This window comes from Streptomyces sp. SM11 (assembly GCF_002910905.1).
GTDB lineage: Bacteria > Actinomycetota > Actinomycetes > Streptomycetales > Streptomycetaceae > Streptomyces.
This window is the reverse complement of the sequence record NZ_NEUE01000171.1, coordinates 12,343-34,035: the sequence shown is the minus strand read 5'-3', so window position 1 is coordinate 34,035 and position 21,693 is coordinate 12,343. Positions and strand designations below refer to the sequence as shown.

The 21,693-nt window shown below is 70.7% G+C and carries 19 protein-coding genes; 9 read left to right on the top strand and 10 right to left on the bottom strand.

The features are described from left to right. Nucleotides 1-366: 366 nt before the first annotated feature. From B9S58_RS15750 to B9S58_RS15735, 4 genes are all read right to left on the bottom strand, one after another. Complete coding sequence (locus B9S58_RS15750) at nucleotides 367-2,244, bottom strand: NAD(P)/FAD-dependent oxidoreductase (protein ID WP_103532735.1); 1,878 nt, start codon at nucleotides 2,242-2,244, stop codon at nucleotides 367-369. Nucleotides 2,245-2,688: 444 nt separating this feature from the next. Next, nucleotides 2,689-4,482 (bottom strand): hypothetical protein, encoded by a 1,794-nt coding sequence (locus B9S58_RS15745; RefSeq protein WP_258044571.1) that lies wholly within the window; start codon nucleotides 4,480-4,482, stop codon nucleotides 2,689-2,691. Between the two features lie 92 nt (nucleotides 4,483-4,574). Continuing rightward, on the bottom strand, nucleotides 4,575-6,611 hold the full coding sequence (locus B9S58_RS15740) for a DUF11 domain-containing protein (RefSeq protein WP_258044569.1): 2,037 nt from the start codon (nucleotides 6,609-6,611) through the stop codon (nucleotides 4,575-4,577). Nucleotides 6,612-6,844: 233 nt separating this feature from the next. Further along, the gene (locus B9S58_RS15735) at nucleotides 6,845-8,539 is read right to left on the bottom strand and encodes a DUF11 domain-containing protein (protein ID WP_103532733.1); all 1,695 of its coding nucleotides are present in this window, start codon (nucleotides 8,537-8,539) and stop codon (nucleotides 6,845-6,847) included. 743 nt (nucleotides 8,540-9,282) lie between these two features. On the opposite strand from B9S58_RS15735, the gene B9S58_RS38455 reads away from it, so the two are divergent. After that, nucleotides 9,283-9,636 (top strand): transposase, encoded by a 354-nt coding sequence (locus B9S58_RS38455; protein ID WP_219818890.1) that lies wholly within the window; start codon nucleotides 9,283-9,285, stop codon nucleotides 9,634-9,636. Here the strand turns inward: B9S58_RS38455 and B9S58_RS15725 are convergent. Together B9S58_RS15725 and B9S58_RS15720 are read right to left on the bottom strand one after the other, a co-directional pair. Then, on the bottom strand, nucleotides 9,633-9,911 hold the full coding sequence (locus tag B9S58_RS15725; RefSeq protein ID WP_103532732.1) for an anti-sigma factor: 279 nt from the start codon (nucleotides 9,909-9,911) through the stop codon (nucleotides 9,633-9,635). The two genes, B9S58_RS38455 and B9S58_RS15725, sit on opposite strands and share 4 nt — an antisense overlap. A 41-nt stretch (nucleotides 9,912-9,952) precedes the next feature. Continuing rightward, entirely contained in the window at nucleotides 9,953-10,510 is a 558-nt protein-coding gene (locus B9S58_RS15720) for an RNA polymerase sigma factor (protein WP_103532731.1), read from the bottom strand. A 167-nt stretch (nucleotides 10,511-10,677) separates the two neighbouring features. Between B9S58_RS15720 and B9S58_RS40220 the strand changes: the two genes are divergently transcribed. After that, a complete protein-coding gene (locus tag B9S58_RS40220) occupies nucleotides 10,678-10,989 on the top strand; it encodes a zf-HC2 domain-containing protein (RefSeq protein ID WP_103532730.1) in 312 nt (103 codons plus the stop codon). Between the two features lie 32 nt (nucleotides 10,990-11,021). On the opposite strand, the gene B9S58_RS15710 is transcribed toward B9S58_RS40220, so the two are convergent. The 4 genes from B9S58_RS15710 to B9S58_RS15695 all read right to left on the bottom strand — a co-directional run bounded on the left by B9S58_RS15710 (nucleotide 11,022) and on the right by B9S58_RS15695 (nucleotide 14,205). After that, nucleotides 11,022-12,101, bottom strand: a complete 1,080-nt coding sequence (locus B9S58_RS15710) for a methyltransferase domain-containing protein (RefSeq protein ID WP_103532729.1) — start codon at nucleotides 12,099-12,101, stop codon at nucleotides 11,022-11,024. A 94-nt stretch (nucleotides 12,102-12,195) separates the two neighbouring features. Continuing rightward, on the bottom strand, nucleotides 12,196-12,594 hold the full coding sequence (locus tag B9S58_RS37985) for a hypothetical protein (RefSeq protein WP_181009324.1): 399 nt from the start codon (nucleotides 12,592-12,594) through the stop codon (nucleotides 12,196-12,198). Nucleotides 12,595-12,649: 55 nt separating this feature from the next. Continuing rightward, on the bottom strand, nucleotides 12,650-13,402 hold the full coding sequence (locus B9S58_RS15700) for a TVP38/TMEM64 family protein (protein WP_103532728.1): 753 nt from the start codon (nucleotides 13,400-13,402) through the stop codon (nucleotides 12,650-12,652). Further along, a complete protein-coding gene (locus B9S58_RS15695; RefSeq protein WP_219818889.1) occupies nucleotides 13,399-14,205 on the bottom strand; it encodes a class I SAM-dependent methyltransferase in 807 nt (268 codons plus the stop codon). Before B9S58_RS15695 ends, B9S58_RS15700 begins: the two co-directional genes overlap by 4 nt. Nucleotides 14,206-14,430: 225 nt before the next feature. Between B9S58_RS15695 and B9S58_RS15690 the strand changes: the two genes are divergently transcribed. Genes B9S58_RS15690 through B9S58_RS15660 form a run of 7 tightly spaced genes read left to right on the top strand, consistent with a single transcriptional unit; the run spans nucleotide 14,431 to nucleotide 21,682 of the window. Further along, nucleotides 14,431-15,840, top strand: coding sequence for an NAD(P)/FAD-dependent oxidoreductase (locus B9S58_RS15690; RefSeq protein WP_181009323.1), 1,410 nt, complete (start codon nucleotides 14,431-14,433; stop codon nucleotides 15,838-15,840). After that, nucleotides 15,837-16,286, top strand: coding sequence for a MauE/DoxX family redox-associated membrane protein (locus B9S58_RS15685; RefSeq protein ID WP_103532726.1), 450 nt, complete (start codon nucleotides 15,837-15,839; stop codon nucleotides 16,284-16,286). The genes B9S58_RS15690 and B9S58_RS15685 overlap by 4 nt, the downstream gene beginning before the upstream one ends. Beyond that, nucleotides 16,286-17,749: a radical SAM domain-containing protein gene (locus B9S58_RS15680; RefSeq protein WP_103532725.1), complete on the top strand. Its 1,464-nt coding sequence runs from the start codon at nucleotides 16,286-16,288 to the stop codon at nucleotides 17,747-17,749. Before B9S58_RS15685 ends, B9S58_RS15680 begins: the two co-directional genes overlap by 1 nt. Nucleotides 17,750-17,775: 26 nt before the next feature. Continuing rightward, complete coding sequence (locus B9S58_RS15675) at nucleotides 17,776-18,564, top strand: MTAP family purine nucleoside phosphorylase (protein ID WP_103532724.1); 789 nt, start codon at nucleotides 17,776-17,778, stop codon at nucleotides 18,562-18,564. Then, nucleotides 18,561-19,235, top strand: a complete 675-nt coding sequence (locus B9S58_RS15670; protein WP_181009322.1) for a TIGR04282 family arsenosugar biosynthesis glycosyltransferase — start codon at nucleotides 18,561-18,563, stop codon at nucleotides 19,233-19,235. Before B9S58_RS15675 ends, B9S58_RS15670 begins: the two co-directional genes overlap by 4 nt. Beyond that, nucleotides 19,232-19,960, top strand: coding sequence for a TIGR04283 family arsenosugar biosynthesis glycosyltransferase (locus B9S58_RS15665; RefSeq protein ID WP_103532723.1), 729 nt, complete (start codon nucleotides 19,232-19,234; stop codon nucleotides 19,958-19,960). The genes B9S58_RS15670 and B9S58_RS15665 overlap by 4 nt, the downstream gene beginning before the upstream one ends. A gap of 45 nt (nucleotides 19,961-20,005) precedes the next feature. Beyond that, entirely contained in the window at nucleotides 20,006-21,682 is a 1,677-nt protein-coding gene (locus B9S58_RS15660) for a radical SAM protein (RefSeq protein WP_103532722.1), read from the top strand. Nucleotides 21,683-21,693: the final 11 nt, after the last annotated feature.

Here is a 21,693-nt window from a genome sequence, read left to right as displayed (position 1 = left end):
GTCGCGGGTTGTGGCAGTGCCACGGCGAGTACAGCGGAAGGTGCTACCGGGTCCTGTGGTGCCTGTGGTGCTGGAAGCGAGGGCTGGACGATCGCGGTCGAGCCTTCGGGATCGGGCAGGGAAGGCGGCGTGCCGGGCGCGGTCGTCGCTGCTGGGGGCGGTGTCGCCGTGGTGGGTGTGGGAAAGGGCTTGGGAGTGGGGGTGGGTGAGAGCGAGGGGGTCGGTGTGGGGGCGATGGTGGGCGACGGTGGTGCCGGGGATGTGGGAAGCGGCGTGGCCGGGGTGGCTGAGGGCGTGGCGGTGGGGCTGTCGGGTGTGCAGTGCGGCTGATGCGGCGGCTGGGGGGTACCGCCCCTCTGGCCGGTGTCATTGAGCATGGGCGACCTGGAGTGCTGCTTCGGTTCCCGAGGCGATGGCTCCCGCGATCCAGGCGTGGTAGCGCGGCTGGCAGTGGTCGCCGGCGAAGTAGAGGGTGCCGCCGACGGGTGTGGACACGTGCGGTCCGAGGCTGAGGAGCTGTCCCGGTGTTTCGATGACAGCCTCGCCCAAGGCCCAGCGGTTCCGCAGCCAGGACTGGGAGACGCAGCGGTCGGTGGCGTATCTGCGGATGCGTTCGCCGTAGAGGGCCGTGAGGTGGTCGAGGGCTTCGGTGTGCCGGTCATGGGGGGTCAGGGCGTCGAAGCGCAGTGCGTCGCCGGCCCAGTTGTACGCGGCTAGGACGACCCCGCCGGGGGAGTCGTGGTCTGAGGGGTGGGAGGGGAAGTAGACGAACCGGCTGGCTTCGTCGGAGACGCAGCCTCCGCCGATGGCCGGGACGGCCGGGCCGTGCGGAGCGGGCCGGTAGGCGCTGCCGAGTTCTGCCTTCCAGGTGTCCTCGTCCCATTCCCACCAGCGGCGGGTGAACTCGATGAGGACCTTGTGGGCCGTGTCATGGTGGAGTTCGATGATGGCGCGTCGTTTGCCGTAGGGCAGGATCGGGTCAAAGGTGACGTGCCGTAGCGCGGCGAAGGGAACGGCCAGGACGACGGCATCGGCATCGTAGGTATATCTCGGTTCGCCAGTGCCGCCGTGGAGGGCTTCGTCCTCCGGGCCGGTCTCGGGCGCCGCGTGGACCGTGACCCCGCGTTCGTGCCAGGCGACACTGGTCAGGACCCGGCCCGTTTCGATACGCAGGCCGCGGGCCAGGGCACGGGGGAGGGTGTCGGTGCCGCCGGTGAACTCGAAGTACGTCACGGCAGGGTTGATGTCCACCGCGTCGAGGGCGGAGTGCAGCAGCCCGTAGGAGAGTCGGCTGGTGAGGTTCTCCAGGGTTCCCACAGCCTGGATCTGGGCGGTGCCCCATCCAGCGATGTCGGTGAGGTACTGGTGCAGCGACATGTCGTCGAGGTCGTCCAGGAGCCGGGCCATGCCTTCGACCCGGTCCACGATGGGCATGTCCGACCACGTTCCGTCCGCGTTCCGCGTCTGGGTGTAGGCGCGGGTCTTCTCCACCGCCTGGGCCCACGCTTGCGACGCCGGTGTCGCACTGTCCCATCCGAAGCTCTTGTTGACCGGCCGTGGATCGCGCAGGTACTCCGCCTTGGTCACGGTCTGGCCGTTGACGTGCAGGAGTCGGCTGCCCAGGCCCGGACCGACCTGATAGGGCTTCTTGTTGCCGGTGCTGAACAGTTCCCCGGTCCAGGAGCGGTAGGAGACACGGCTGGTGCCCGGGCTGATGTCCGGGGAAGGAGGTACGTCCACCTGGTGGAAGGGCCTGCGTGCCACGCCGAGCGAGTCCGCGAGTGCGAGGGTGAGGACGTGAGTGGAGGGGATGCGCATGGCCCCCGCCTCGGCCCGCAACCGCGGATCCTGCCAGACCTTCCCCCGGAAGGTCTTGACCCGTCCGCCGATCCGGTTGCCGTTGGCCTCCAGCACTCGCACATCGTGACCGGCTGCCGTCAGCAGGCGGGCACAGGTCAGTCCGGCGACGCCGGCACCCACGACGATCACCCGCCTCCTGCCCTTACCGGGCAGACGGGCACTTCCGGTCAGGAGTCTCAGGTACTGCAGGGTCAGGTCGGTGTGCTCGTCGTCCGTGAGCAGCACGCGGCGGGCCATGCTGAGGGCAGCCTCGGAGCGGGCGTGGTCAGGTCCGGGCCCTGTCCGTGCGGAACGGTTCACAGCGGCAGCGGGCCGGGCGGTCGCCGCTGCCGTACCGGCCAGTGCCACTCCTGAGACGTTGAAGAACGTACGACGGCTGAACATGGCGGCCAGCCTCGCACCCCCTCGCGCCCGGGCTTCGACGGCGAGGTCCCGAACCCACGAGTTCACCCGAATGCCGCCGCTGGCAGGAGGACGGCACCTGGCCGCAGGTCTTCGCAGATCTCTCCAAGGCTCAAGCCGACGTCGAGGAGCTCATCACCTGGGACCTCAACGTAGACTCCACCGTCAGTCGGACTCATCAGCACGCTGCCGCGGCGCGGAAAGGGATCCTTCAGAAGGAGCCGCCCCGGCGGGATCAGCGTCGAGCCGGACAATCGTGGACTCGGCCGCTCGCGAGGCGGCCTGACCACTACTGGCGCCGGACAGTCGCGGACCGGGCCGCCCGGCGGGCCGCCGACGTGAAGCTGCCCGACCAGGTACGGGCGTTGAACGGTGGCTCCTGGGACAGATCAGCGCGGCTGGATGTTCTTCCCGCCTCTGACGGCCTCAGCTACCGGCCTCGGCTTTCTTAAATAGCGTCAGGTCCGCTTTGGCCCCGGTGACGCCGCCGGGCGGGCCGACGGCGGCGCTGGTGTTGTTGCCGGGCACGGGGTCGCTCTGCCGTGCGGTGGCGGTGACGGTGTTTCGTACGTCGCTGCCGTTGCCCTCGTACCCGGGGTCGAGCCGGACCTCGATGGTCCAGCTCGTGGACCGCCCCACCGCGAGCGCGCTCCTCTTCGGGCAGGTGATGGTCTGCCCGCTGCGGGCAGTGCAGCCGTTGGGCGACGCCAGGAAGATGAGCTTGGCCGGAAGGGTGTCCTCGACGGAGACATCGGTGGCGTCGGCGGGGCCCTTGTTGACGGCCGTGAGGGTGTAGCGGAATGTCTCTCCCGGGGCCACCGGCCCCTCCCCCGCCGCCTGCTTCTCCGCCGCGATGTCGGCGGGTCCCTCCGTAACAGTGGTTGTCGTGGAGGCGGAGTTGTCGGCGGGATCGAGGTCCAACCGGTCGTCCGGGGCGGTGACCGTCGCCGTGTTGGTCAGGGTGGTCGGCGAGGGCGGGGCGGTGCCGGTGACGGTGTAGGTCGCGGACCCACTGCGTGCCAGGTTCACTGTGGTGTCCAGAGGGCCACTGCCGGTGGCGGTGCCGCAGCTGCTGCCGGCGGCAGCCGTGCACGTCCAGGTCACTCCCGTCAGCCCGGGAACAGCGTCACGGACCCGGGCACCGGTGACGCCGTTGGTGGCGTCGTTGCCGACCTTGACCGTGTAGGTGACCTTGCCGGATCCGGCCGGGACCGAGGTCGGCGCACCGGTCTTGCTGATCGACAGGTTGACGGGGGCGTTGACCTTGAGGTCGCCGATGTCGTGGTTGTTGGTGGCCCCGCCGGTGGAGGCCGAGAAGCCGATCCTGAGGGTGGAAGGCAGCGAGGGCTGGTCGGTGATCGCCGTGACGTCGAAGTCCGTGATCAGCTTCTGCGTCGCGGTGCCGGGTCCGGTGTCGGACCAGACGGAGAGCAGCACCTTGTCGCCGGTGGGGAGGAGGAGCACGCGGACGGTGCGGTAGTCGCCCTGGCTCGCGGTCTCGACGGTGCCGCCGGGTCCGGCGGCTGAGGTGGCGTACCGGTAGCCGGTGGTGCCGTTGCCGCCGCCGCGGACCACGACCCGGTTGGGCGCGGTGCCCGGTCCGCCGTTGCCGACCAGCTTGTCGGAGAAGTTGCCGAACTCGTCGAATCCGAGGCCGAGGTAGGCGCCGGGCAGTCCGTTGTCCCGGCAGGCGTTGGTGAGCCAGCTGGAGGTGCTCCGCGAGCAGGAGTAGCCCAGGGCCCCGCCGAACTGACCGACGCCGTTGGCAGCAGTGCCGTTCGCGAGGAAGAAGGCGAGCCCGTCACCGCGCTTGCCGTTGTACGCCCGGCCGCCCCAGGAGGCATAGCTGAACTCGGCCAGGAAGCCGAGTCCGGAAGAGAAGGAGTCGTTCATCCTCCATGAGCCCGCTTGGCTGGTCGAAGTGCTGGTCAGCCGGAGCCAGCCGTCCTTGACGTAGGTGGCGTTGCCGGAGGTGGTGCCGATGCCGCTGGAGCTGTCGAACGGCTCGTGCACGGGAAAGGTGGCGTCCGCCATCCGGAGCTCGGCCTGTGCGCTGTCGGCGAAGACGGGTGGGCCCGGAGGTCCTGGGGCGAGGGACTGACCGGGGGCGGCGGCGCCCAGGGTGATGGCCGTGAGTGCCACCGTGCACAGCGCCGCCAGGATGCGGGGGAACCGCGCGGTGCGTCCGTGCCGTCGTGTTCCTGATGAGGTGTTCTCCACGTTGAAGCCGTCTCCTCGCCGGGAGCCCCGGCCGGTTTCCCGGCCGGGGCTGTCGCATGAGCGGTCGATGTTCCGCCGTTGTCCGTCAGTTCCTACCGGACTGTGCGGGACGTGCCGGACACTGCTGTTCCTTCCTTGTTCTCGGCGGCCTCCTTGTCCACTTCGAGGTCGGCCTTGGCCTCGTCGACCTTGCTTCCTGGTACGCCGGTGACCGTGCTGGAGTCGTTGCCGCTGTCGGGGTCGGCCGTATCGGAGGAGACGGTGGCGGTGTTGACGATGTCGTCACCGTTTCCGGTGTAGTCGGGTGCGAGTTTCACCCAGACGATCCACGTCTTGGACTCGTCCGGTCCGAGTGTGGTCTCGGGTCCGCAGGTAACGGTCCTCCCTGCGGCAGTGCAGCCGCTCGGCGAGTGGTCGAAGGAGAGGTTCTCCGTCAGGGTGTCGGTCGCCTTGACCTGCTTGGCCTCCGACGGGCCCTGGTTGGTGACCGTGATTTCGTAGGGGAAGGTCTCGCCGGGCGAGACCGGCGAGTCGCTGCCGAGCTTCTTGCCGGCCTTCAGATCAGCGCTGGGGTCGCCGGACTTGCCGCTGGGCAGCGGTGCGGTGCTGGAGTCGTTGTCGCCGTTGGGGTCGATGTTCGCGGCGGTGACCGTGGCGCTGTTGACGATCTCCGTGCCGTCGCCGGTGTAGGAGGGGTCCAGCTTGACCGTCAGCAGGTACTCGGCCTTCTCGCCCACCTTCAGCGGTGTGCTCCTGGCACAGCGGACGATGTCGCCGTCGTAGGTACAGCCGGACGGGGTGGAGGAGACGTAGGTCAGTTCCTTGGGCAGTCTGTCGGTGAGGGTCACGCTGTGCGCGTCCGCGGACGGGCCGTCGTTGGACACGGTGATGTGGTACTGGAACTCCTTGCCGGGTACGGGCGGGGTGTCGCCCACCGGCTCCTTGGTGACGCTGAGGTCCGCCGTGGGAGGGTTGACCCTGTCGCCGGGCGGCCCGGCGGGCTTACTGGTGTTGTTGGTCTCGTCGGGATCGTCCGTCTCGGAGGTGACGGTCGCGATGTTCTGGATGTCCGAGCCGTCGCCCGTGTAACCGGAGTCCAGCTTGACGGTGAAGATCCAGGTCTTGGACGCACCTGAGTCGAGGGTGGGAAGGGTGCCGCAGCTGACCCGCTGGCCGAGGGCCGTGCAGCCGTCGGCGGGGGAGACGAAGGACAGCGGCGTCGGCAGGGTGTCGCTGACGCTGACGCTCTCGGCGCGGGAGGGGCCGTCGTTGGTGACCCGCACCGCGTACTGGAAGGTCTCGCCAGGGGACACCGGAGTGTCGGTGACGGTGGTCTTGTCGATCCTCAGATCCGCCTCGGGGGTGTCGACCCGGGGGTAGACCTGGTCCGAGGTGTTGTTCCGGGTGTCCGGGTCAGGAGTGTCGGAGCCCGCCGTGGCCGTGTTGGGCAGGTCCTTGCCGTCCCCGGTGTACGACGGGTCGAGCTGAACTCTGAACGTCCAGCTCACCGATGCGCCGGGGGCCAGCACCGGGTCCGGGCCACAGGTCACCTTCTGCTGCGACTCGGTGCACTCGTCCGCGGAAGACACGTAGTTCAGGAGCCTCGGGAGCGTGTCGGTGGCCTTGACGTTCCGGGCATCGGAGGGTCCCTTGTTGGTGACCGTGACCGTGTAAGCGAACTCCTCGCCCGGTACCGCGGGCTCAGTCTGCGCCACCGATTTGGTGGCGACCAGGTCGGCCTTGGGATCGAAGGGGCCGGGCGGGATGACGGGGTCGTTGGTGTTGTTCTCCTTGTCGGGGTCGGTGGCGTCCGAGTCGGTCGTGGCCGCGTTCCCGAGATCGTCGCCGGTGCCGTCGTAGGAGGGGCTGAGCCGGGCGACGAAGGTCCAGGTCTTCGTCTTGCCGACCGCGAGCTCCGGCTCCGGGCCGCAGCTGACCTTCTGGCCCACGGCCGTGCAGCCGTCCTTCGAGGAATCGAAGGTGATGTTCGCGGGGAGCGTGTCGGTCGCGGTGACGTTCCTCGCCACCGACGGGCCCTTGTTCGTCACCGTGAGCGTGTACGTGACCAGGCCGCCCGGCGGGACCATACGCCCCTCGGCCGTCGGCCCGGCCGCACGCGTCGAGGTCACCTCAAGCTGCGGCGCCGCAGCAGCAACAGCAGCAGCCGGAGTGGCACCCCACAACGGCAGCGCGCACGCGATCACACCCGCCAGCCAGCGCAGTGGCCTACAGGATCTCCTTGTTGCCATCGGGATCGCTTCCTGTTCTCTCCGCCCTGGCCGGCCGGCCAGGGCATGCGTGGGAAGGGGGTGTGGAGCAGCCGCACCGGTCGTGCGACGGTCTGTCCGGGCTGTCCGGGTGCTCAGGCCCGACGCCGCCGACGGACGTGAAGCACCAGTCCGGTGCCTGCGGCGAGCGCCAGCCCTGACGTCCACGGCAGCCACCCGGGGACCCCGCCCCCGGTGTCCGGGAGCATGTGGTCGTGGTCGGGCGTGGGTGACGGCGACGGAGTGGGCAGCGGACGGATGGGCACACCACAGCCACCGACGGCGCTGGGCGTCGCCTTCCCCACGGTCGCGACGTCGTTCCCCGGATCGGGGTCGTGCACCGCGGAGGTCACCCGGGCGGTGTTGTCGACCGCGGCACAGTCGCCGTCGAAGTCCCGGGCCAGCCCCACCGTGAAGCGGTACTCGGCTGTCTCGCCCGGGGCGAGACGGTCCGAGCCACCGCAGGTGACCGTGCCCCCCTCCGCCGTACAGCCGTCCGGCGAACCGACGAACGACAGGGCCCGGGGCAGCGGATCCGTGACGGCGACGTCCCGGGCGGTGGACGGGCCCTCGTTCCGGATCGTCATCACGTAGGCGTAGGTCTCGCCCGGCGTAACCGCATCGGCGCCGTCCGCGAGTTCGTACCGCTTCCCGAGCACGAGGTCCGCCGACGCCCGGGCGGGACCTCCGCCCTCGCCCGGAAGCCCGGCAAGCTCGACGGTGTTGTTGGACGGGTTCGGGTCATCGGTCCCGGCACCGGTTCGGGCCCGGTTGACCAGGTCGGATCCGTCACCGACGTAGTCCGGGTGCAGCTTGACGCGGACCGTGAACGCCACGCGCCGGTCCGGGGCGAGGGTCGCGCTCTCGGGACAGACGACGGTCCCGCCGTACGCACCGGACTCGCCCGTGCAGCCGTCCGGGGAGTCCACGAAGGACAGCGCGTCGGGAAGGTCGTCGGTCACCGAAATGCCGGCAGCCTGCGACGGCCCGTGGTTCCGCGCGGTGAGGGTGTAGGCGAAGACCGTCCCCGGAACCACCGGATCCGCACCCACGAACTCCTTGGTCACTGCGAGATCGGCCCGCGGGCGCTCCACCGTCCCGCCGGGCGGACCGGCACCCGGGTGCGGGCCGGTGTTGTTGGTCATGTCCGGATCGTAGGTCTCCGACAGGGCCGTGGCCTGGTTGAGGATGTCCGAACCGTCGCCGGTATACGCAGGGTCCAGCCGGACGGTGATGACCCACGAGGTCGTCTCTCCTGGGCCGAGTCTCGCCACCGGACCACAGGTCACCCGCTGTCCTACAGCGGTACAGCCGTCCTTCGAGCCGACGAAGGACAACGCCGGTGGCAGTTCGTCGGTAGCGGTGGCGTTCCTGGCCGGCGCGGGTCCGTGGTTGACCACCTTGATCCGGTAGTCGAAGGATTCCCCGGGCGCAACGGCGCTGGCCCGGGCGGGGCCAGCCGCCCGGCGTCCCGCTGACGACAGGACCTTCAGGTCAGCCGCATCAGGAATCCGAACCGGCCGGGTCGCGTCCGTCGTCGGGTTCTCTTCCCAGCCCGGGTTGCCATCCCGGCCATCGCCCGCCTCCTCCTGCGTGTTCCCGCCTCCTCTGCCACGCCCCTCCCCCGATGTCCCAGGCCGCCCCTCCCTCCGCTCACCGCGCCCGATCGCTCCCGCCGGGGAGCCAGAGGGCGCTACCACGTCGCCCCCGGCCCTCGCGCTCCCGACCTCGCCCTCGACCTCGCCCGGGCACTCCAGGTCCAGCGAAGAGCGGATCTCAGTCCCCAGCATGTCTTCCCCCGCGGGTGTCCCTCGCCCGTCGACCGATGCCGTCTGACGGGCCGTCGGCGCCGACGCCGGACGGCCACAACTGCTCCCCTGTCCTTCTAGTGGTGGGAGGAGAGAGGCTGACGCGGGAAGAGCGGACGCCCCGGAGAGAACCGCCCCCACCAGAACACCGGGAATCACGTACACCACCTTGCGCCGCAACCCCGCTGCCACCGCCCCGGTCCGTTCCGCCTTGCGACCGCTCGCCATGAAGAACCCTCACCTTCCCGCGCGGGTGCACCTCGGCCCACGTTCGCTGACAGTGCGTTGCGAGCATTCTGCATACAATGGATCAAATAGTGATACATCGTCATACGCCAATCGGCCCAACACCACCGTCAGGGGCGGCTAACGCATGGAGCCCCGGATCCGACTGACTTCCTGAACGTGCAGGTCACGGGGGTAGCGTGGGAGGTGATGCCGTGCCCGTACGGTCGGTGGTGGTTAGCTGGCACGAAGATCGTCGGTCAGCGGGAGACTTTCCTGCTGAGCGAGAATCAGCACGGCGCTGACGAGCAGGGTGGCCCACCTCACGGCGAGGCGGAGCCCGGTCAGCACATGCCAGTTCTGCAAGTGCGCGAACGCGTGCTCACGCACGACCCCGTTCCGCCGCAATCAGCTGGTAGACCAGCTCCTTCGTCGCCGGGACCTTGGGACTGCTGCATGGATAGGTGACACCTGACCTGGCTTGCTGAGAGGTGGCCTGGATGGATGTTGCAGCGCCCAAGCCGTATCCGAAGGAGTTCCGGGAGGACGTCGTGCGGGTCGCGCGCAACCGGGAGCCCGGCGTCACGCTGGAACAGATCGCCGCCGACTTCGGCGTCCACCCGATCACGCTGTCGAAGTGGCTGCGCCGAGCCGACACCGACGAGGGCGGCGCCAAGCCCGCGCAGGTGTCGAGTGAGTCGGCCGAACTGCGCGAGGCCCGCAAGCGCATCCGGCTCCTGGAGCAGGAGAACGAGGTCCTGCGCAGGGCCCCGGCGTGGGCCTTGTCCCTGCTGACCGATGCCCGTGCCAATGCGGCCGAGGTCGAGCGGGGCTGTCCAGCGTCATCGCGCTAGGCGCCTGCCGGGGGCGTGGTGCCGTGTTGGGCGTCGTCGTCCCCGGTCTGCGGATCGCTCAGGAGCGAAGCGCCGAAGGCGTGCAAGCGCTCCACCACCCGGCTGTCGGGCTCTGCCCGGCGCGCGAGAGCGTCGTGGATCTCTTGGTAGACGGACGCTTCGAGGCCGCAGCGGCGGCAGTCCTCCAGGTGCGCGGCGACCCGGCGCGCGGTGACCTCGTTCGTTTCGCCGTCGAGGTAGGACTGCAGCACTCGCGCGACCTGCAGGCAGTTCATTCGGCGCTCTGCCGCTGGACGCCGCCACCATGGACGCTTGTTCACATCACACCTCGCTTCGGTGCCAGTCCTGCTGTGGCCAGCCGCGCCCGTATCCGTTTGCGCGCCCGGTGCAGCCGGCTCATCACGGTGCCCTCGGGCACGTCCAGCAGGTGGGCGGCCTCTGCATAGGTGAGGCCGTCGATGTCCACCAACTGCACCACCTGGCGGTGTTTGTCCGGCAGCGCGCCCAGGGCCTCGGCCACCACCTCGTCGAACGCCTCACCCACCACGATCTCTTCCGCCGATCCGCTCGGGCCCGTGGAGCTGAGCCGGTCCAGATCGGCGTCCGGATCGTCCAGGAGGTGCGGACGCCGACGGCGGTGCCGGTTGATCTCCGCCCGCCGCATGATGGTCAGCAGCCACGCGCGCGGATGTTTCCCGTCGAAGCCGTCGATGGCCCGGTAGGCGCGCAGCAAGGTGTCCTGCACGAGGTCCTCGGCGTCCGCCGGCTGCGCGGTCAGCGTCATCGCCACCCGCAGCAGCACCTCCACCTCCGGCAGCACATAGGCGGCGAACGCCTGGCCCTGCGGGTCCGCAGGATCCGGTGGCGCTGTCACTTGGTCTTCCACACGGCGGAAACCCCTTCTACCTGGACCCGCATTCCATCTTCTTCCTTCTTCTTGTGTCCTTCGGTCCACTCCGATGCCGTTGTGGACCGAAGGGGCCGGGCGAGGAGCCCAGCGCAAGCTGGAATGCCGCGTACGCCTGGAGGGGTTTCCGCTGCATGACAAGGCAGCGTGTTCCTGGGCCAGGGCGAGTGTGGGCCGAGTGCCGGGAGAGGATCCGGCATGTGCGGCTGCGCGGCGAGGTGGAGGCGTACGCCGACGGGGAGCTCACCGGTGCGCACCGTATGCAGGTGGCCGCCCACGTCGCCTGCTGCTGGGCCTGCAGTGGGAGTCTGCAGCTTCTGCGACTGATCAGGGCGTCGCTCCGGCACAGTCCCCAGCGGACGCCCCCTTCCCTCGCGTCGGCCCGTGTGAGGCGCTTCGCGCAGGACCTCAGCGCGCCGACGGGCCGGAACCGGCCCAGCGGTTGACGGCCGCCGGTCCCGGCCCGCGGGCAGGCTGATCAGCAACATCCGGGCGCGGCGCCCGGGCCCGGCGCGGCTGCTCCCTCCGCGGGGGCGCAGGGGAACAGGCCGAAGTGCCGGCTCTTGTCACCGGTGACGGTGAAGTGAGCGGCGTAGCGGGTGGCGGCAAGCATGTCAGCGGTGTTGCCGCAGACGAGCGCCGGTTTGCCGGTCTGGAAGCGGTGATGGTCGTCGAGATCGAAGGCGTGCGGGTACTCGGCGATGGTGCCGTGGTAAACGGCGACCTGGCCGTAGTCCTCGCAGCGGTCCTCCAGGGGAAGTTTGAAAGCACGGACGGTACGGGAGGTGAAGGCGGCGAAGCCGATCTTCCGCTCGATGTCCGGGTCACTGATCGTCACCGGGGAGGCAGCCAAGGTACGGGCGTCCGGGCAGCCGGTGCTTTCCAGAGCACGGCGGAAGTCCTCCGTGTACAGGGCGCCGGCGAGGCATTCGCCGACCAGGACCGGGTCGTCGAGCAGTGAGGCGGGCAGGCGCCGGTCGGAGAAGATGTCGGAGAAGTACAGCTCACCGCCGGGTTTGAGGACGCGGAAGATCTCGGACAGGACGCGCGGCTTGTCCGGGGAGAGGTTCACCACGCAGTTGGAGACCACGACGTCCACGGAGGCGTCCGGGATTCCTGCCCCGGCCAGGTCCTCGATGCAGCCGTGCCGGAAGTCGGTGTTGGCGTGGCCGAACCGTTCGGCGTGCCAGTCCTGGTGGCGGCGGGCCACGGCGAGCTGCTCCTCGGTCATGTCGACGCCGATCACACGGCCTGTCGGGCCGACCAGTTGGGAGAGCACGTAGATGTCCCGGCCGCTGCCACAGCCCAGGTCGAGCACGGTGGCTCCTTCCAGGGCGGGCGGGATGGGCGAGCCGCAGCCGTAGAAGCGCTCCATGACCTCGTCGTGGACCTCGGCGAGCGCCGCGGCGACATGGGGTGGTGGTGCCACGTCCGTGCAGCAGGCCGTTGTCTTCAGGTCCGCGGAGGAGGCGAGGACCCTGCCGTAGTAGTCCCTGACCGATTGCGCGACGGACGCCTCGGCTGCCTGCTGGTCTGTGGATACGTCGGTCGTCGCCATGTCTCTCCCTGATGAGTGAGCTGCCGTGCGCCAGCCGGCTCTTCGCCGGGCCGCGACGGAAACCCGCTGCGCGGCCGTCGCCATTCCCTCTTTGTCAGAGCACGACGGAAAGCTCGGCCGGTTCCGCTGACCGGAGTCCCGGATCGCCGACGGTCCGGGCGGTCCGCCGGCCCGCCGCCGCGGCACAGCGGACCGCAGTGGAGCGGGTGGCTTCCTCGACATCAGTGCCGACTTCCTCGTCTACGGAGCGTTCGTCGTCGGCGTCGCCGTCGGCGGGGGCGGCCGACCACCCCCGTTCCTGCTCGTCCTGCTCGCCTACTACGTCAACGGCACGGTCTTCCTGGCCTTCTGCTCCATCGCCGAGCGCATCGGGCGCCGCGGTGTCGATCGCCGGTCGGGAGGCCGGTCGCTGAACCTCCTGGGCGGCCTGGCCGAGGGCGCCGAGACCATCGCCGTGCACACGCTGTGGTGCCTGCTGCCCGGCTTCGCCCACACCATCGCCTGGGTCCGGGCCGCGGTGGTCGCTGTCACCGCGGCCCACCGTGTCGTCACCGGCTATCGGCAGCTGCGCGCTGACCCCCTGCGCCGCGGGAGCGGAGCACCCGTCCCGCCCACCAGCCGCCCGCGCTCAGCACCAGCAGAGCGCCCAGCGCGATCCACAGCCCGGGAGAGCCGGGGTCGCCCAGAGATCCGCCGAGCCCGGTGTAGACGAGGGTGCCCGGGATGATGCCCAGGGCGGTGGCTGTGACGTAGGAGGAGAAACGGACACCGGCCACCCCGGCCCCGTAGTTGATCACCGAGAAGGGAAACAGCGGCACCAGCCGCACGAGCAGGACTGCCACGAAGCCCTGGCGCGTCAGAAAGGCGTCCAGCCGCGCCAGCCGCCCCGAGCCCGCGTACCGGGCGACCACCGGACGCCCCAGCCAGCGTGCCAGTCCGAAGGAGAGGGCCGCCCCCGCCGTCGCGCCCACGAGCACCGCGCCGGCCCCCACCGCAAGTCCGAACAGCGCACCGGCGGAGGCGGTGAGCACAGAGCCGGGCAGGAGAGCCGTCACAGCCAGGGCGTAGACGACCGCGAAGACGACCGGCCCCCATATCCCGAGCGAGTCAACCCACTGGCGCACCTCCCGCAACAGGTCTCCGCCCCCCAGCGCCACCCAGGAGCCGAGCGTCAGGAGCAGAGCCACGAGGAAGGCCAGCCGTATCCACGCCGCACGTCCCGGCCGCCGCCCCTCCTCGTCCGCGTCCGTGACGGGCGGTGGGAGCTCGGTTGCGGAGGAGCGGGCTGCCGGGCGGTTCATGTCGTCTCCTGTGACTGCTGTTCGATCGGAAGTTCGGCCACGACGCGACGCAGTGGCAGTTCCAGACGCCGCCCCGGGGTCGCCCATCTCGCGAGGGAGCGCTTGGCGGCCTGAGCCCGGTGGGTGGTGAGGCCGGGCAGGTAGAGGGCATCTGCCAGCAGGGCCGCCGCGTCGGCCGAGTCGATGGCGAGGGTGAAGACGTGTCGCTCGTCGCGGCGGACGCGGAACCCCGCTGTGCGCAGCAGTGCGGGAAGTCCGTCGCGGGCCTGCGGGTTGGGCCACGGCTGGCGTACGGCGCGCAGGGCCGCCATCACCCGGACCCAGCCGAGCATGCCGGATGGGGAGAGCCCGGACTGGGAGGGCACCAGCGCCACGAGCGTCCCGCCAGGCCGCAACACACGCCGGGTCTCTCCCAACGACTGCGGCAGGGGTGTGACCACCGGCAGGCACATGGCCGCGCAGACCGCCCCGACGCTCGCCGAGGCAGCGGGGAGCGCGTCCGCTGCGGCCCGCACCAGCGGCCCGCGCCCCCGTCGGGCCGCCTCGGCGAGTTCCTCTGCCGAAAGGTCGACCCCGACCCAGTCGGCGTCCGGGAGTTCCTGACGGGTGGGTGCCGAACCGCAGGCCAGGTCGAGGACCGTGCCCTCGATGCCTCGCAGCGGTTCGGCCAGCCAGGCGTAGGGGGAGATGTCGGCCAGGGAGAACAGTTGCTCGGTGATGCCGGCGTGCTCCTGGTGGTATGCGGTGATGAAGCGCCGCCAGTCCGGTTCGTCCATCCAGCCCTCGCCCCTCCTGTGACTCATGGAGGCGGCTCGCGCCCCTGTGCTTCCCTCGGGAACCCTGCCGGGCTGGTCACGCATTCCGTTTCGGACACGCCGCAGGCGCGCGGATGAAGCGGGAGGCCCATCGCGACCGTGATCGTGGGGGCGGGGAAGGGAAGGCCACAACGGTGTCACCGGGTTCCCTTCACGTCCCACGCCCGCGCGCCGGCCGTCCCACGACGGCGCACCGACAGAGAGTTCCGCGCCATGAAGAGGTACGACCTGGTGGTCATCGGCGGCGGCAGCGCCGGTCTGACCGCGGCCCGCACCGCCGGACGCCTCGGCGCCCGTACGCTGCTTGTCGAACGCGACCGCCTGGGCGGGGACTGCCTATGGACAGGATGTGTGCCGAGCAAGGCACTGCTGCGTGTCGCCGCCGACGTCCAGGCCGTCCGCCGTACCGCTGCCTACGGGCTCCCGCCGGTGTCCGGCCCGGCCGACCTCGCCGCGGCGCTGGCGGAGGTGAAACAGGCGATCGGCGCGATCGAACCCCACGACTCGGCCGAGGCACTCGCCCCGTACGGAGTCGACGTCACCCACGGCGCGGCGTCCTTCACCGGCCCGGGCACCCTGACCGCGGGCGAGCGAGAGGTCTCCTTCCGGTACGCCCTGATCGCCACGGGCTCCTCTCCGGCCCTGGGGCCGATCCCCGGCCTGGTCGATAGCAGGCCGTTGACCAGCGACACGGTCTGGGAGCTGTCCGAACTCCCGCACCGCCTGGTGGTGCTCGGTGGCGGGCCGATCGGCTGCGAGCTGGGCCAGGCGTTCGCCAGGCTCGGCTCGCAGGTCACTCTCGTGGAGGCGATGGACCGCCTGGTACCGCGCGAGGAGCCCCGGGCCTCGCAGGTGCTGCGGGAGCGGCTGGAGGCCGAGGGCGTCACCGTACTGACCGACTACCGCGCCGAGAGAGTCGATGCCGACGCCGTTCACGGGCCCGGTGGTCCTCTGCCCTACGACGCCCTGCTGGCCGTCACGGGGCGCCATTCCCACACGCACGGGCTCGGCCTGGAGGCGGCCGCCGTGGAACTCACCGATGCCGGTCATATCCGCACCGACGGTCGGCTGCGCACCACCAACCACCGGATCTACGCCGCCGGAGATGTCACCGGCCGCTCGGCCTTCACCCACCTGGGCGGCACACAGGGCGGAGCAGCCGCCGTCGACGCTCTGCTGGGAGTGCGCCGCCCCATCGACTACCGGGCAGTGCCCCGGGTGACGTACACCGATCCCGAGATCGCCCGCGTCGGCCTCACCTCCGACGAGGCAAACGCGAAGTACGGCGACCGCGCACGCGTCCACACCTTGGCCAACGACCGGGTCGACCGGGCGGTCGCCGACGGCCGCACCGAGGGCTTCACCACCCTGGTGCTGGGCCCGCGCGGCAAGATCGTCGGAGCCACAGTCGTGTCACCGAGGGCCGGCGAGACCATCGCCCATCTCGCGGCGGCGGTACGCCTGGGCTGGACGCCCTCCGACTACGCCCGCACCGTGCACCCCTACCCCACCTACGCCGACGGACCCTGGCACACCGCGCTCACCGACGTCTACGCCCGTCTCGCCCGGGGCAGCGGCCCCATCGGCGCCCTGCTGAAACTCCGCAGAGGAGTGATCCGGTGACCCTTCGTCTCGTCCTGGGCCTACTCCTCGCGGCGATGGCGCTCGGCCAGGCCGCTTCGTTCGACGCGATGCCCGCCATCCTGACTGCGTACGGTCTGACGTCCGGGGCGTCCTCAACCGTCCTGGCCGTGGCGTTGATCAGTGCCGAAGCCATAGGGGCCGTATGGTTCCTCGCCCGGCCGCGCTCCCGCGCCACCACGCCCGTATGGCTGTACACCGGCGTGGCGGTGGTGTGGGCGGTCCTTGCCTCTCAGGCGTTCGCCCGGGGACTCGTGCTCGACAACTGCGGCTGCTTCGGCACCTACCTCCCCCAGCCGCTGCGCTGGTACGTCCTCGTTGAGGACGCCCTGATGCTGCTGTACGCCGGGCTGCTGTGGCGCGGCCTGCGCCGGGCCCGGCCCACCTCGTCGCCCGCCACAGCTCGAACCCCGCAGGAGAACCACTGATGCGGATCACCGCGACACTGCGCGCCCTCGAACGCGCCACCCGCCCCTACGACACCGAGTTCGCCGCGGCGATGGAGCGCCGCTGGGCGGAACTGCCCGACGCGGCCCGGACCCCCGGCCAGATCCTCGGCCGGCACGGCGTCGGCTGCGAGGGCACCCACGGCGTCTTCCCCAAGTGCAACCTCAAATGCACCCCCTGCTACCACTCCAGAGACGCCAACCAGGTCCGCGTCGACGGCCCCCACACCCACGAACAGATCGCCGCGCAGATGCGCCTGCTGCGCAAGCTGCGAGGCCCACGCGCCCACACCCAGCTCATCGGCGGCGAGGTCAGCCTGCTCACCCCCGACGACCACGCCGCCGCCCTCACGATCATGCGGGAGCACGGCCGGGAACCGATGAGCTTCACCCACGGCGACTTCGACTACGACTACCTCACCCGCCTCGCACTCGGACCGGACGGCACACAGCGCCTCGGGCGGCTGTCCTTCGCCGCGCACTTCGACAAGTTCATGTACGGCCGGCGCGGCATCGAACGCCCGCCCAACGAGCAGTCGCTCAACCCCTACCGCGCCCGATTCGCCGCCATGTTCCGCCGCCTTCGGCGCGAGCACGGGGTGCGGTTCTTCCTCGCCCACAACATGACCGTCACCCCGGGCAACCTCGACGAGGTCGCGAGCATGATCCGCGACTGCCACGCCATGGGCTACGGCATGTTCTCCTTCCAGCCCGCCGCCTTCCTCGGCGACGAGCGCCGCTGGAAGGAGAAGTTCCGCGAGGCGACCCCGGACGCGGTGTGGGCGGAGATCGAGCGCGGCGCCGGAACCCGGCTGGACTACCGCGTCCTCGAGAACGGCGACGTGCGCTGCAACCGCACCGCCTACGGCTTCTACGTCGGCGCCCGCTGGTATCCGTTCCTCGACGGCGACGACCCACGCGACCTCGCCGTCCGCGACGCGTTCTTCCGCTACTTCGGGAAGATGACCTTCACCGGCACCGCACCCGCCCTTCTCGCGGCAAGGATCGTGCGGGTGGTGGCCCGCCATCCGTCCACCGTGGTGACGGGGCTTCGCTGGCTGGGCCGTACCGCCCGCCGCGTCGGACTGCTGAGGCTGGTCCGCCACCGGATGCGGGTACGTCCGGTCACCTTCGTCATGCACCAGTTCATGGACGCCGACGTCGTCGCCCCGGCCTGGAAGATGATGCAGCGCGGCGAGCAGGCCGAAAACCCCGCGCTGCGCGAAACCCAGGAGCGACTGGCCGCCTGCCACTACGCCATGGCCCACCCCGAAACCAGCAGCCTGGTCCCCGCCTGCGTACAGCACGCCGTGCTCGACCCGGCCGAGAACGCCGCGCTGCGCACCCTGCTGCCGATCGTCGAGGTCCGCACCCCAGCACGCCGCTCGCCCGGCACGTCCGGCACGTCCGGCACGTCCGGCACGTCCGGCACGTCCGGCATGTAACCGAAGAACCGAAGGAGAAGCAGTCCATGCGCATAGGCGTGATCACCGGCTCCGGCAGCTACGACTGGCCCCACATGGAGGGTGCGGCGGAGCGGACCGTCGTCACGGACCACGGCGAGGTCACGGTCACCGAGGGCCGCCTCGGGGGCGCGGAGATCGTGCAGCTGTCCCGGCACGGCGCCGGTCACCACCGGCTCTCCAGCCAGGTCGACCACAAGGCGAACCTCGCCGCTCTGCTGGCCGTCGAAGCGGAGGCCGTGGTGTCCTTCACCGTCTGCGGCTCTCTCGACCCGGACATGCGGCCGGGCTCCCTGGTGGTCTTCGACGACCTGTACTTCCCCGCCAACCGGCTCCCCGACGGCACCCCCTGCACCTGGTACGACACCCCCGGCGAGGCCGGACGCGGCCACTGGATCTTCGACCGGCCCTTCAGCGAACCACTGCGCCAAGCGCTGATCACCGCCGCCGAGCAGACCGGGGCACCGGTCGCGACGCGGGGCGTGTACGGACACGTCGACGGCCCCCGGTTCAACTCACGGTCGGAGGTGGCCGCGCTGGCCGCCGCCGGGGTGAGTGCCATCAGCCAGACCGCGGGCCCGGAGGCCGTCCTGGCCGGTGAGGCCGAACTGCCCATGGCACTGGTCGGTTTCGTCACCGACTACGCCAACGGCGTCGCCGCGAAACCGGAACCGGTGCAGGCGTTGCTGGACCGCATGGCGGCGAGCAAGGAGGTCTTCGCCACGCTGGCCGGGCACGCACTGCCATCCCTGGACAGCGTGAGCGCGGCAGGTTTCGTCTACCGGTTCGACACGTGAACGCCACCGCCCACCGGGGCACACCCGCGATCCTGATCATGGCCAAGGCGCCGCGGCCCGGCACGGTCAAGACCCGGCTGCATCCCCTGCTCGGCCCGCTTCGCTGCGCGGAACTCCAGGCCGGACTCATCCGCCACACCATGGAACTGACCACCGTCCATACTCCGCGGACCTACCTCGCCTATGCCCCGGCCGACGGCGGCGACGCGATCGGCACGACGACGCCGGCAGGCGTCCGGTTGCGCCTCCAGCGCGGCGAAGACCTCGGACAGCGCCTGGCCGCAGCCGTCGCCGACGCCTTCGCCGACGGCGCGGGCCCGCTCCTGGTCATCGGCACCGACGCGCCGACCCTCACCGGCGACCACCTGACCGCCGCGTTCACCGCCCTGGAGAGCCACGACGTGGTGCTGGGCCCCGCGCTCGACGGCGGCTACTACCTGATCGGCCTGCGCGCCCCCCACACCTCGCTCTTCGCCCTCGACGCGGATGTCTGGAGCACGGACCGGGTGCTGACGGCGACCCGCTGCGTCGCCCGGCGCGAAGGGCTGAGCGTGGAGCTGCTGTGCCCACTGCGGGACCTGGACACCCCCGAAGACGCAACCGCCCTCCTCGCCGATCCGGCGCTGCCCGCGCCGATCGCCGCTTTGATCCAGCCCGTGGAGGCGCCATGACACACGTGTCGATCATCGTCCCGGTACTGAACGAGGAGGCCGCGATCCAGCGCGCGGCGAGCCGCCTGTGCCGCGACTTCCCCGACTGCGAGCTGATCATCGTGGACGGCGGCTCCACCGACGCCACCGCCGAACTCGCCGCGCTCCACGCCACCGTGATCACCAGTGAGCGAGGACGGGCCAAGCAGATGAACGAGGGCGCCCGGCACGCCTCCGGCGACATCCTCTGGTTCGTCCACGCCGACACCGACATCGATCCAGACGCCCTGGACCAGATCCGGGCCGCACTCGCCGACCCGGCCGTGGTCGGAGGCGGCCTCACCCTCCGCTTCGACCGCCGCACCCCCGCCCTGAACTACCTCGCGTGGACGTCCAACGCCCGCGCCCGCCGCCTCCACCACATCTTCGGCGACCAGGCCATGTTCATCCGCCGCACCGTCTTCGACGAACTCGGAGGCTTCCCCGACCTGGCCATCATGGAGGACCTGGAGATGTCACGGCGCCTGCACCGCCACGGCCCGCTGCGCCTGCTGCCCGCCACGTCGACGGCCTCCTCACGCCGCCTGGCCGCCCACGGCACCTGGCGCATGATCGCCTTCATGCAGTACCTGAAGCTGCTGTACTTCGCCGGCGTCGACAACGAAGCCATCCGCACCCGCTACACCGCCGGCCCCCGCCTCTTCCCGCACAGATCCCGGGCAGCGGAACGAACCAGCCCCACCTGAGCGACACCCTCCCCCTCTCTCTTCGACACATTGGAGACCGATTTCATGCGCATCGCAGTCTGCGGAGGGCCCTACGGAAACCCGTACGCTCTCCAGGCATTCGTCGACGACGCCCGCACCCGGGGCGCCGAGCGGCTGTTCTGCCTGGGAGACCTCGGCGGCTTCGGCGCCGACATCGATGCCCTGTGGCCGATCCTCACCGACAACGCAGTCGAGTGCGTCGCCGGAAACTACGACGTGGCCATCGCCCGCGGCGACACCGACTGCGGCTGCGGCTACCGCGACCCGAAGGACAACGAGTACGCCCAACTGATCTACGACCACACCCTCGCCACCACCCACCGCGACTTCGCCGCCTGGATGGGCACCCTGCCCACCGAACGCCGGGAGACGATCGACGGCGTCGACATCCACATGGTCCACGGCTCGACCCTGGCGCTGAACGACTTCTGGTGGGAATCGCTCCCCGAGGAGCAGCACCGCCTGCGCGCCGAGGCGTCCGGCGCCGATGTCGTCCTGTGCACCCACAGCGGCCTGCCCTGGCAGCGGCGCATCGGCGACACCCTCGCCGTCAACGTCGGCGTGCTCGGCAAACCGGCCAACGACGGCCGCCGCGAGGTCTGGTACGCCATCCTCGACCTCTCCGACGGGCGCGTCACCGCCGAGCTGATCCCGCTCGCGTACGACTGGCAGGCGCAAGCCGCCTCGATGCACGCCGCCGGGCTGCCCGAGATCTTCGCCGAGACCATCGAAACCGGCTGGTGGACCACCTGCCTGGAAATCCTGCCGCCACGCGAGCGCTCCGGGGGCCGCTACCACCTCTACCGCTCCACCCTGCCCTCCGGCTTCCGCCCCGCGAACGACGGCTGGGGCGAGACGACCACCGATGCCCTGGCGGGCGAGCGTCCGGTCGTGCCCCTCTTCGGCACGGCGTACTTCCCGTCCCGACTGTGGATCTACACCAACTTCCACTGCAACCTGGCCTGCGACTACTGCGCCGTCGCCTCCTCTCCGAAGGCCGCGCCCCGCACCCTGCCCACCGACACCTTCCACGCCCTCGTCGACGAGGCCGTACAGGCGGGGTTTACCGAGCTGTACCTCACCGGCGGCGAGCCCTTCCTGCACCCTGACATCGTCGCCCTCCTCGATCACGCCTCCGCCCAGCTGCCCACCGTCGTGATGACCAACGCGATGCTGCTGCGGGGCCGCCGCGCCGCCGACCTCGCGGACCTGGCCGACCGCAAACTCACCGTCCAGACCTCCCTGGACGGCGCCACCGCCACCACCCACGACCTCCACCGCGGCCCCGGCTCCTGGCAGCGCACCCTCGACGGCATCCGCCACCTGATCGACCTCGGCCTGCCCCCGCGCGTCGCCCTCACCGAGACCCCGGAAAACACGCACGAGGTCCCCGCGGTCGCCGAGCTGCTGGCCGGACTCGGCCTGCCCGCCGCCCACTTCGCGGTACGCCCGCTACTGCGGCGCGGCTTCTCCGACACCGGCGTGGAGATCGGCGAGGACTCCAGCATCCCCGAACTGACCGTCACCGCCGACGGACTGCACTGGCACCCCGCCGGAGCCGACCTCACCACCAGCCCCGACATGCACCTCGCACCGGCCAGCACCCCGCTCGCCAGGGGCCAGCAGCTGGTCACCGAGCGGTTCTTCACCGCCCGCCTCACCGACGGCACCCTGCCCCGCCCCGTCCACTGCGCCATCTGACCCGTACGGAA